The following is an 11781-nucleotide window of genomic DNA, read 5'->3' on the forward strand; positions in this document are numbered from 1 at the left end:
ATCAACCAAACTTGCCCGTCCTCGGGAAACCCTTCGGCACCATGCGCCCTGCCGATGCCCTGGCGCCGATCCATTCGGCCAGTTCCTCGCGCGACCTTGTAAACGTGCGGTCGGCCGAATCCTGCCAGGAAAGGCCGGCCTCAAGCGTAAACGGCTTGAGATCGAGCAGACCGCCATCCTTGTATTTCTGCAGCCGCACGCCCTTGCCGCGTCCCATCTCCGGTATCTCGGAGAGCGCGAACACCAGCATCTTGCGGTTCTCGCCGACGATGGCGAGATGATCGCCGGTGACCGGGATGCAACGCTTGGCCTCGTCGGGCGCCTTGACGTTCATCACCTGCTTGCCCTTGCGGGTGTTGGCGACCACTTCCTCTTCCGGCACGATAAAGCCGTTGGCTTCATGCGAGGCAAGCAACAGCTTGCGCTTCGGGTCGTGAATAAAAGCGGTGACGATGTCCTGGTCATTGTCCATGTCGACGATGATGCGGATCGGCTCGCCGTGGCCGCGCCCGCCCGGCAGCCGATCAGCACCGATGGTGTAGAACTTGCCGCCGGTGGTGAAGACCAGCACCTTGTCGGTAGTCTGGGCGTGGAAGGCGAGCTTGAGGCTATCGCCCTCCTTGAAGGTCAAGGTCGAATAATCGGTAAGGTGGCCTTTCATCGCCCGCAGCCAGCCCTTTTCCGAGACGACCACGGTGACCGGCTCACGCTCGATCATGGCGTGGGCGATGTCGGTCAGATCGTGCTCGGGCGCGTCGGCAAACAGCGTGCGGCGTTTGCCGATTTCGGTTTCCGGCCCGTATTTCTGGCGAACATTGGCGACCTCCCACTTGATGGTCGCCCATTGCTTGTCGTTGGAGGCAAGCAACGCCTCGATCTGCTTCTTCTCGGCACTCAAGCCGTCGAACTCGGTGCGGATCTCGAATTCCTCAAGCTTGCGCAGAGCGCGCAGGCGCATGTTGAGGATGGCTTCGGCCTGAGTATCGGTCAGCGACCAACGCGCCATCATCACTTGCTTGGGCTCATCCTCCTCGCGGATAATGCGGATGACCTCATCAATGTTGAGGTAAGCGATCAAATAGCCGGCGAGGATCTCCAGGCGCCGTTCGATTTCACCAAGCCGATGTTTCGAGCGGCGGACGAGCACCTCACGGCGGTGCTCCAGCCATTCCTTCAGCACGCCTTTCAGCGACAGGACGTTGGGTACCTTGCCCCGCGACAGCACATTCATGTTCAGCGGGAAGCGGCTTTCGAGCTCGGTCAGCTTGAACAGCGATTCCATCAGGATGCCCGGATCGACCGAGCGGCTCTTCGGCACCAGCACGACACGAATGTCCTCGGCGCTCTCGTCGCGGATATCCTCCAGCAAAGGCAGTTTTCGGGCGATTAGCAGCTCGGCGATCTTTTCGATCAGCCGAGCCTTCTGCACGCCGTAAGGAATTTCGGTGACGACGATGTTCCAGGTTCCCCTGCCCTGGTCTTCCTGACCCCATTTCGCCCGCACGCGAAAACCGCCACGGCCGGTCTCATAAGCTTCGAGGATCGAGGCGCGGCTGTCGATGATGATGCCGCCGGTCGGGAAATCAGGCCCTTGGACAAAGTCCATCAGTTTCGTCACCGGCGCGTCCGGATGCTCGATCAGATGAAGCGCGGCGTCGCAAAGCTCAGCGGCATTGTGCGGCGGGATCGAGGTCGCCATGCCGACAGCGATTCCCGATGATCCATTGGCAAGCAGGTTCGGGAAAGCGCCGGGCAGCACGACCGGCTCTTCGTCTTCCTCATTGTAGGTTGCGCGAAAATCGACCGCATCCTCGGTGATGCCTTCGAGAAGCAGCGTCGACACCTCGGTCATGCGCGCTTCGGTGTAACGCATGGCGGCCGCGTTATCGCCGTCGATGTTGCCGAAATTGCCTTGCCCGTCGACCAAGGGGTAACGCATCGAAAAACTCTGCGCCAACCGCACCAGCGCATCATAGATCGACTGGTCGCCATGCGGGTGGAACTTGCCCATCACCTCGCCGACGATGCGGGCACATTTGGCGAAGCCCTGGTCGGGGTTGAGGCGCAGCAGGCGCATGGCATGCATGATGCGGCGATGAACCGGCTTCAGACCGTCGCGAACATCCGGCAGCGCCCTGTGCATGATGGTCGACAGCGCATAGGCAAGATAGCGCTCTTCCAGCGCCTTCTTCAGATCGATCGGTTCGATGTGATCGCCGCCGCCATCTTGAGGCGGCAAAACCCTTTTTGCCATGGGCTGGGACTAGCCGAGCGGGTGATTCGCGGCAAGAGGCGCGCACCGGACCAGTCGACTTGCGCGCGTTTGTGCAACATGAAACCGCAAGGTCGAGCTTGCCGGCCAACATCAATCTGTTACACGCCGCATCTATTGCGAAGCGCGACAACGCTTGACGGCCCGATCTTCATGCCAGATTCACTGCATTCTTCTATGGCGTTGGGATCAGGTTTGCCTTTCGCCGTGATTTTTGACCATTGTGCGGGAAATGCCTTTTTCCCGTCCAGTTCGTCACGGAATGGTGAAAGCGCGAAGAATTGAAAAACAATTTCAGGACTCTCTCAGGGAACTCGCGATGACAATCGAACGCTCAACTCTCCGGAAATTCGCTCTTTCGACCTTCTTGTTCACATTGCCGCTGAATGCGGCCCTTGCCCAGGACGCGGCGGTTGCCGACCGTCTCAAGGCGACGCTGGCTGCGCAGGGCGTCGACATCTCCTGGACCGGCGTGACCGGTGACAACACCAGCATGGTGCTGCAGGGCGTTGCCATCAAGCCGGCGTCCGAAAAGGAAGCCCTTACCATAGGCGACGTCAAGCTCGAGAACATCACCGCGGCCAATGGCGGTTACGAGATCGGCACCGTTTCGACCTCGGCCTTCGAACACAGCAAGGACGGCGTCACCCTCGATCTCAGCCCCTTCGTCATCCACGACATGACGGTTCCGGCCGATGGCGCCACCGGCCCACTCGGCGCGCTGATGATCTACAAGTCGGCCGAACTCTCGAACATGACGGTCAAGGTCGCCGACAAGACCGCCTTCTCGATGGACGGGCTTGCCATCAAGATCACACCGCCCGCCGACGGCAAGGCGATGGAGTTCACCGGCACCACCGAAAAGTTCAATGCCGACCTGACGCTGGTCGACGATCCCAAGTCCAAGGAAGTCATCAACGCGCTCGGCTACCAGAACATCGCGGGCAATTTCGAGATAGCCGGCACCTGGCAGCCGACGGATGGCAAGATGGAGCTGTCGAAGTACGACATCTCGGTCGAGAACGCCGGGACGCTCGGCATGACCTTCGACCTCGGCGGCTACACGATGGACTTCGTCAAGTCGCTGCAGGATATGCAGAAGAAGATGGCCGCGCAGCCCGAAGGCGCCGATAATTCGGCGCAAGGCATGGCCATGCTCGGCCTGCTGCAGCAGCTTTCGTTCAACAGCGCCTCGATCCGCTTCGACGACGATTCGCTGACCGGCAAGGTGCTGGACTACGTCGGCAAGCAGCAAGGCATGTCGGCCAAGGACATCGCCAACCAGGCCAAGGCGATCGTTCCCTTCGGCATGGCGCAGCTCAACAATCCGGAGCTGACGGCGCAGGTGACCGCGGCGGTCAGCAAGTATCTCGACGATCCGAAGAGCCTCGAAATCTCGGCCGAACCGCCGGCAGCGGTGCCGTTCGCGCTGATCATGGCGGGAGCCATGTCCAACCCGCTCGACCTGCCCAAGACGCTCGGCGTCAGCGTCAAGGCCAACGAGGACTGATCGAAGCGGCCTCAGTTCAAGCAAAAGCCCGGCAGCGATGAACTGACCCCTGAAAGTTGGACACAACTTTCAGGGGTTTTGCATGTCCAGACACGGTGCGCGTTTCAAGCGATCGGTAGTCGATAGCTATTTACGCGATGAGAGCTACGCGATTGCGGCGTCGAACCATGGAGTTGACGCTGCGACTGTTCGCAAGTGGGTCGCTTTGTACCAGGCGCATGGCGATGCCGGACTATCGTTCAAGTACGGCCGTTACGACGCGGCGTTCAAGCTGTCAGTGCTTGAGCGGATGTGGGAGGAAGGCCTGTCATATCGCCAGACTGCTGCGTTGTTCAATATCCGCAATGCTGGTTGCCTGACGGGTTGAGAGAAGCGCTATCATGCGGGCGGGATAGAGGCGCTCGGCTCTCGTCCCAGAGGACGACCCATGTCGAAGCCGCCGGCCCCCGCAGTGCCTGTTGCGACCAGTGACGAGGCCAAAAGCCGAGAAGAACTGCTGGCTGAGCTGAAGCAGCTGCGGATGGAGAACGACTACCTAAAAAAACTGGAGGCCTTAACGCAAGGACGCGCGCCCAAAAAGCGCAAGCCGTCCAGGCGTTAAGGCCGTTGCATCCGCTTGAGGGGCTGCTCGAGTTGGCGAAGCTGCCGCGCAGCACGTTCTATTACAGACAGAAAACAGCCTCGCGCCCAGACCGCCACGCGGCGCTGAAGGAGGCGATAAAGGCCATCTTCGATAGCCATAAGGGCCGCCACGGCTACCGTCGCGTGACTGCGCAACTGCGCCGGCTGGGCCGGTGCGTCAACCACAAGACTGTCCAGAACCTGATGGTTGAGATGGGACTGAAGTCGCTGGTCAGGCCGAAGAAGTATCGTTCCTACAGAGGTGAAGTTGGGCGGACCGCTCCCGATCTCTTGCAGCGCAAGTTCAGCGCCGATCACGCCAATCGCAAATGGGTGACCGACGTTACGGAGTTCAGCCTGGCCGGCAACAAGCTCTACCTGTCCCCGATCATGGACCTCTACAATGGCGAGATCGTCGCCTTCGAGACGGCACAGCGGCCGCGCTTCAAAATGGTGGACAATATGCTGACCAAAGCCCTCGACCGGCTTGGTGAGTACGAGCGGCCTATCCTGCATTCCGATCAGGGATGGCAGTATCAGATGCCGGCATTCCAACGCAGACTGGAGGTCAGAGGCCTCCAACAGAGCATGTCACGCAAAGGCAATTGCCTCGACAACGCTCCAATGGAGAGCTTCTTCGCCATTCTCAAGTCCGAACTCTTCCATCCGGGAGCGTTCGACACCGTCCAAAGCCTTAGCCACGCAATCGAGGATTACATCGACTACTACAACCACCGCCGCATCAAACTGAAACTGAAAGGGCTGGCCCCTGTGCAATACAGGAACCAGCCCTTAAATCTACCAGCCTAATGAACAGTCCAACTTTACGGGGTCAGTTCAGCGATGCCGGGCTTTTTTGTTGGATTATCGAATCGAAAGAATCGGTTCGGACGGTTGCCAGAAGTGCCGTCCGAAGCTCCCGATCAGGCGTCCTTCTTGGTCGGCGCGACACGCAGCGCCAGTTCGCGAAGCTGCTGCGGCGAAGCTTCTGAAGGTGCGTTCATCAGCAAATCATAGGCCTGCTGGTTCATCGGGAACATGGTGATCTCGCGCAGGTTCTTGGCGCCAACCAGCAACATGACAACGCGGTCGACGCCGGCCGCCATGCCACCATGCGGCGGCGCGCCATACTGGAAGGCGCGATAGAGGCCACCAAAGCGCTCCTCGACCGTGGCGCGATCCAGCCCGACCGTCTCGAACGCCTTGACCATGGTTTCAGGCAGATGGTTGCGGATGCCGCCCGAGGCGATCTCGAAGCCGTTGCAGACCATGTCGTACTGGAACGCCTTGATGCCGAGCAGGTCCTCACCGTTCAGCGCATCGATGCCACCCTGCGGCATCGAAAACGGGTTGTGGGCGAAATCGATCTTCTTCTCCTCCTCGTTCCATTCGAAGAACGGGAAGTCGACGATCCAACACAGTTCGAAGCGCTCGCGGTCGACGAGGTTCAATTCCTCGCCGGCACGCGTGCGCGCGGCACCTGCGAAGGAGACGAATTTCTTCGGATCGCCAGCGACAAAAAAGGCGGCGTCGCCGTCGGCAAGGCCGAGCTGCTGCCGGATCGCCTCGGTGCGCTCCTCGCCGATGTTCTTGGCGAGCGGGCCGGCGCCTTCGAGCTTGTCGCCCTCCTTGCGCCAGAAGATATAGCCCAGCCCCGGCTGGCCCTCGCCTTGCGCCCAGGAGTTCATGCGGTCGCAGAAGGCACGGCTGCCGCCGGTCTTGGCCGGAATGCCCCACACTTCGGCCTTCGGGTCGTTGGCCAGGATGTTGGCGAACACCTTGAAGCCGGAATCGCGAAAATGATCGGAGACGGCCTGCATCTCGATCGGGTTGCGCAGGTCGGGCTTGTCGGAGCCGTATTTGCGCATGGCGACATCATGGGGAATGCGCTGGAATTTCTGCGTCACCGGCTTGCCGTTGGCGAAGGTCTCGAAGACGCCCCGCATCACCGGTTCCATGGTCGACAGCACGTCGTCCTGCTCGACAAAGCTCATTTCGAGGTCGAGCTGGTAGAATTCGCCCGGCAGACGGTCGGCGCGCGGGTCCTCGTCGCGGAAACAAGGCGCGATCTGGAAATAGCGGTCGAAGCCCGAAACCATGATCAGCTGCTTGTACTGCTGCGGCGCCTGCGGCAGCGCGTAGAAAGTGCCGGGATGGATGCGCGACGGCACCAGGAAGTCGCGCGCACCTTCGGGCGACGACGCGGTCAGGATCGGCGTCGAGAATTCCGTGAAGCCGACCTCGCCCATGCGCCTGCGCATTTCGGCGATGATCTTTGTCCGCGCAATGATGTTCTTGTGCAGCGTCTCGCGGCGCAGGTCGAGGAAACGGTATTTCAGCCGGATATCCTCGGGATAGTCCGGCTCGCCGAATACCGGCAACGGCAACTCCTTTGCCGCCGACAGCACTTCGATCTCGCGGGCGAATATCTCGATCTCACCGGTCGGCAGGTTGGCGTTCTTGGTCTCGGGCAAACGCGCCTTGACCTCGCCGTCGACACGGACGACCCACTCGCCACGCACGGTCTCGGCAACCTTGAAGGCCGGCGAATCCGGATCGGCGACGATCTGGGTCAGGCCATAATTGTCGCGCAGGTCGATGAACAGCAGGCCGCCATGATCGCGCACGCGATGCACCCAACCCGACAAGCGAACGGAAGAGCCGACATCGCTCTTTCTCAACTGGGCACAGGTATGGCTGCGGTAACGGTGCATGGTCATTGCTAAAGTCCGGGGTGCTGGGTTGCGGGCCAAAGCATCAAAGCCCGGCCCAAAATTTGCGCGAAAAGCGCATGGGAGGCCGGATTTGTCAAGGCAAGCGGGCACGCCCGGCATGCCGCTAAGCCTTCAGGCGAAATGGATTTCGGCGCCCTGGCGTTCGAAATCGGCAAGGATCGCAGGCGGTGCGGTCTTCTCGACCACCAGATGGCGGATCGTTTCGGCCCCGGCGACGCGATACGGGGCTGCGGTGGCCAGCTTGTCGTTGGTGACGGCGATGACGATGCCGGCGCTGTTCTTGGCCATCGCCCGTTTCACCTCGGCCTCCGCCGAATCGAAAGCCGTCACGCCCCGCGATGTCTCGAGACCGCACGAGCCCAGGATAAACAGGTCCGCGCCAAGCTGCGCGACGGCGGCAAGCGTGTCGGAGCCGACGCAAGCGCCGAGGTGGCGGTCGAACCTGCCGCCCAGCACAATCAGCTCGATCAGGGCATAGTCGGACAACACGGAGGCAATTTCGAGTGAATTGGTGGCGACGGTCAGATCGAGGTCGCGCGGGATAGCCCTGACGATTGCGGCGTTGGTCGTGCCGCTGTCGATGAACAAAGTCTGTCCGCGCGCGAGCAATGCCACGGTCGCGCGGGCCAGCCGCGTCTTCTCTTCGACCGCATGGCTGGCGCGCAGGCTGACCGGCATGGTCGCGAAAGGCGCTGATGCAACCGCGCCGCCATAGACGCGGCGGCATTGTCCGGCCTTTGCCAGTTCCCTGAGGTCGCGGCGCACCGTGTCTTCCGAAACGCCGAAATGGCTCGCCAGTTCGCCGGCCAGCACACTTCCCTCCGCCGCAAGACGGTCGCGGATAAGCTGGTGGCGTTGATCGGTGAGCATTGCCTGATCCTATTTCTTTGTACACGTTCTTGCATGTTTTGCACGTTTATGCAAGAAGTCGCTGATCGGGCTGCCTAAAGCCCCGCCTCTCTCCCTTGAAAGCAACGCGATGAGCTTTGGCCTCAACCTTGCCCCTCAACACCGCGTCTATGCCGGATTCGCGATCTATTCCTTCGCCATGGGCAACATCTTTCCGCGGCTGCCCGATATCAAACACGCCATGGGCATAGGGGACGGCACGCTCGGCCTCAGCCTGATCGGAACGCCGATCGGCACCTTGACGGCGCTGACGCTGGCAACGCCGCTGCTCGAGCGCGTCGGCTTCCGCCGTGCGTTGCTCGTTCTGGTCCCGCTGCTGGCGCTCGCCTATGCCATCGCCGTGCATGCGCCGGGACCGCTGGCGCTGTTCCTGATGCTGTTTCCAGTCGGCCTGATGATCGGCAGCGTCGAGATCATGCTCAATGTCGAGGCCGACCGGACCGAATTCCTGGTCAAGCGCCGTATCATGAACCGTGCACATTCGTTCTGGAGCATGGGCTTTTTCGGCGCCGGCCTGTTTGGCGCCGCGCTTGGGCATCTCGGAGTATCGCCGCAACTGCATCTGGCGCTGATCGTGCCGATCGTCGCGCTCTCGATGGCCCTGTTCCTCGGCGGCTATCAGCCGGCACCGAGCCGCTTCGCCGGCGCTGGCGAGAAGGCACCCATGCTGGCACGACCGACACTGCCCATCCTTGTCCTCGTCGCGGTGACGCTCGCCGCCATGCTGATGGAAGGCGCCAGCATCGACTGGTCGGCCATCTATATGCGCACGGTGTTCGACTCCGGCCCCTTCGTCGCCGGCTTCACCGTGGCGCTGTTTGCCTTCTCCCAGGCAACCACGCGCTTCTTCGCCGATAGTCTCGTCGACCGCCATTCGCCGAGCGGCGTGGCGCGGGCGCTGCTGGTGCTGATGGCGGTCGGCGTCCTGCTTGTCTTCTTCTCGCCCATGCCGTTCGTTTCCATGCTGGGCTTTGCCCTTCTGGGAATCGGCACCAGCGCCCTCTTCCCGCTGGCAATCTCGGCCGCGGCCCAGCGGACGGATCGGCCTGCGTCGATCAATGTCGCGGCGCTGTCGCAGATCTCCTTCGTCGCCTTCCTGCTCGGCCCGCCACTGCTCGGCTTCGTCTCAGACCATTGGGGCATCCGCTCGGCCTTTGGCATCGGCATCCCGTTCATTGTCCTCAGCTTGCTGACCGCAGGATCGCTTGGCAGGCGGCCGACCGCCGACAAACCTGTGGCGCCAACTGACGAATCGCTCGAACCAGCGCCGGACAAGATACTGGCGCGGGCCGCAGAGTGAAAAAAGGGCGTCTCCTCATCAAGCGACGGGGACGGGCTCAGGCGGTGTTCCCACGGCAAGCCGCGTCGTAGTCGGCAAGCACCTGGCCAATCGCGTCGTGAAGAATGGCCTCTGGACTTCCCGCGGGTCCGAGCCCGGCCGGCACCATCGGCAGGAACTGCCGCATCAGCGTTTCAGGAATGCTGACGCCGGTGAGAACCTCGCGCAGACGGCCGACGGCAACAGCCGCGGTGGGGTTGTTCCAGTAGTAGCGAATGCGGTCGCTGTAGCTATAATGCCGCTGCAGATAGCGGCCCGTTTCACTGCCATGATAGTGGCTGTGCCAATGGCCGGGCGCTGCCAACATCACGCGCTCCATCGTGCGGGCAAGCGACCTGTCGCCATAGTCGGCAACCATTTCAGACGCGATCAGGTCGAGCCCGTAAAGCGCCTCGCGCAAGGCGAATGTCAGGCCCGGGCCTACTTTAAGGATCGGAAAGCCATTGCCGACAAGCGCGGTCAGCGCCGCGCGACTCTGGTAGTCGGTGGAGTGCGCCTCATAGACGAGCGACGGCTCTTCATCGAGCAGTCCGGTCAATGCCTTCGACGCCTCCGGCCTGTAGGCAACGACATTCTGGCTGCCGAATTCGACGCCGGGCTGCACGACCACGGCGATGACGCGGCCAAATGCTTCCGCCAGGCCTTCGCGGGCAAAGATCTCGCGATGCACCTCGATGGTGCGGCGGGCCGCCGCCGCCTCGGTGGGCTTGAGTTCGCTGATCGCATGATCGACGCCGCCAGGTGCTGGAACCTCGGTGCCGATGATGTAGACCGGCAATGCGCCACCGCGCGCGGGCGCTGCCTTTTCAGCCGCCTTGGCCAGTCGCACCGCCCGGGTCGCGATGGTCTCGTCATCGAGAGCCGCCGGCTCGCCGGCGCAGCCCATCGACGCATCGAGATGGATCTTGCTGAAGCCGGCCCAGACATAGGCCGTGACCATGGCTTCGGCCTTGCTCATCGCTTGCGCGGCCGGCTCGGCGCGCCACGGGTTGGGCCCGAGATGGTCGCCGCCAAAGATAATGCGCTGGGGGTCGATACCTTCCTTGCTGGCGATCTCCAGCACGAAGGCGACGAACAGGTCCGGGGTCATCCCGGTATAGCCACCGAACTGGTTGACCTGATTGCAGGTCGCCTCGATCAGCAAGATGGCTTCCTTGTCGGCGACGGCACGCCTGATCGCCGTCTGGATCACCGTCGGATGAGCCGAGCAGACCGAGGTGATGCCGTAGGGCGATCCGTTTCTGCGCGCGGTGGCGAGCGTTGCGAGCGGATTGGCCATCATGTTGCTCGCTGTGTCCCGGCAATGAAATCGTCAAGCACGTCGAAGCCGGCAAGGCCCTCCATGGGGCCACGCCGCGTGACGTTGCGGGCGCCGGCGGCATTGGCATAAAACAGCGCCTTGGCAGGCTCCATCCCCTTGCGCCGGCAGGTCAGGTAGGTCGCGCCGAAACAGTCGCCGGCTCCGGTGGGGTCGACTTCCTCGACCAGGAAGCCGGCACAGTCGATCCTGCTGCCGTCGGCGCCGAAACGGGTAGAACCGGCAGCGCCGCGCTTCAGCACAATCTCGCCGACACCTCTTGCGATCAGCGCTGTCACCGCCTGGCGTTCGTCGTCAACGCCCGCCGTGGCCAGTAGCTCGTCGCCGGAAGGCAGCAGCAGATCCGCATCGTCGACCAGCGCGGAAAACTGCGCGCCGTCGGCGCCGTCGATCAGCTCCTTGCGCACATTTGGATCGAAGGAGGTCGAGCCGCCCCGGGTACGCACGGCCTTCACGGCATAGGCGACGATCTCCTTCAGCCCAGATACGGACAGGGTCGACCCCATGACATGGAGATGGCCTGCCTTGTCCGACAGCTGGCGCGCCTCGGCGGTAAGGTGGATCTGCCCTGCGGCGGATTCGGCGATGTTGTAGACGAAGTCCCTGCCGCCGTCCGGCCTGTAGCGCACGAACGCGCTTCCCGTGGGGTAGCGGTCGCTGACATCAACGGCCGAGACATCGACGCCGTCGCGCCGGAGCCTTTCCAGGTTGATAGTTCCAAAATCGTCGCGGCCAACGCAGCCGATGAGGCCGGCGCCGCCGCCGAGCCTTGCGACCTGGTCGATGAAGATGGCTGGCGCCCCGCTCGGATAAGGACCCATCAGCGTCAGCGGCTCGAGGAAGCCGAGACCGCGCTCCGTCGCCATAATCTCGACCAGGATTTCGCCGGCGACGATCGTCGGCCCTGTAAATTGGGAGGCGATCTCCCTTCGGCGGTTCATTCCTGCAATTCCTTCTCCCCCAGCCACACGCCGATCACGGCGCGCCCACTGCACGATAGCGCCTGTCCGCAGCCGAGGTAAATCGCGGCAAAGCCGAAGTCAACAAAAACTGTACGCATGTTCATTTACTCCTCTG

General features: G+C 62.2%; 8 protein-coding genes and 1 pseudogene. 3 read left to right on the forward strand and 6 right to left on the reverse strand.

Annotated elements, in window-relative coordinates; all coding sequences use genetic code 11:
• Nucleotide 1 precedes the first annotated feature (1 nt).
• Complete coding sequence (gene parC / locus ACZYHG_RS26035) at nucleotides 2-2254, reverse strand: DNA topoisomerase IV subunit A (RefSeq protein ID WP_464610982.1); 2253 nt, start codon at nucleotides 2252-2254, stop codon at nucleotides 2-4.
• A gap of 337 nt (nucleotides 2255-2591) precedes the next feature.
• On the opposite strand from parC, the gene ACZYHG_RS26040 reads away from it, so the two are divergent.
• Nucleotides 2592-3782 (forward strand): hypothetical protein, encoded by a 1191-nt coding sequence (locus ACZYHG_RS26040; protein WP_464610983.1) that lies wholly within the window; start codon nucleotides 2592-2594, stop codon nucleotides 3780-3782.
• An 82-nt stretch (nucleotides 3783-3864) separates the two neighbouring features.
• Nucleotides 3865-5213 (forward strand): annotated as a pseudogene (locus tag ACZYHG_RS26045) (IS3 family transposase).
• Between the two features lie 113 nt (nucleotides 5214-5326).
• Here ACZYHG_RS26045 and aspS read toward each other — a convergent pair.
• Together aspS and ACZYHG_RS26055 are read right to left on the reverse strand one after the other, a co-directional pair.
• Nucleotides 5327-7117: an aspartate--tRNA ligase gene (gene aspS / locus ACZYHG_RS26050; RefSeq protein WP_464614790.1), complete on the reverse strand. Its 1791-nt coding sequence runs from the start codon at nucleotides 7115-7117 to the stop codon at nucleotides 5327-5329.
• Between the two features lie 132 nt (nucleotides 7118-7249).
• Entirely contained in the window at nucleotides 7250-8008 is a 759-nt protein-coding gene (locus ACZYHG_RS26055) for a DeoR/GlpR family DNA-binding transcription regulator (protein ID WP_464610984.1), read from the reverse strand.
• 109 nt (nucleotides 8009-8117) lie between these two features.
• Here ACZYHG_RS26055 and ACZYHG_RS26060 point away from each other — a divergent pair, with 109 nt between their 5' ends.
• The gene (locus ACZYHG_RS26060; RefSeq protein WP_464610985.1) at nucleotides 8118-9347 is read left to right on the forward strand and encodes an MFS transporter; all 1230 of its coding nucleotides are present in this window, start codon (nucleotides 8118-8120) and stop codon (nucleotides 9345-9347) included.
• 37 nt (nucleotides 9348-9384) lie between these two features.
• Here ACZYHG_RS26060 and ACZYHG_RS26065 read toward each other — a convergent pair whose 3' ends face one another.
• Genes ACZYHG_RS26065 through ACZYHG_RS26075 form a run of 3 tightly spaced genes read right to left on the reverse strand, consistent with a single transcriptional unit; the run spans nucleotide 9385 to nucleotide 11770 of the window.
• A complete protein-coding gene (locus tag ACZYHG_RS26065) occupies nucleotides 9385-10665 on the reverse strand; it encodes a D-tagatose-bisphosphate aldolase, class II, non-catalytic subunit (protein WP_464614791.1) in 1281 nt (426 codons plus the stop codon).
• Nucleotides 10665-11645, reverse strand: a complete 981-nt coding sequence (locus tag ACZYHG_RS26070) for a tagatose kinase (protein WP_464610986.1) — start codon at nucleotides 11643-11645, stop codon at nucleotides 10665-10667. Before ACZYHG_RS26070 ends, ACZYHG_RS26065 begins: the two co-directional genes overlap by 1 nt.
• The gene (locus ACZYHG_RS26075) at nucleotides 11642-11770 is read right to left on the reverse strand and encodes a hypothetical protein (RefSeq protein WP_464610987.1); all 129 of its coding nucleotides are present in this window, start codon (nucleotides 11768-11770) and stop codon (nucleotides 11642-11644) included. The genes ACZYHG_RS26070 and ACZYHG_RS26075 overlap by 4 nt, the downstream gene beginning before the upstream one ends.
• Between the last annotated feature and the right edge of the window lie 11 nt (nucleotides 11771-11781).

The organism is Mesorhizobium subarcticum (assembly GCF_055456085.1).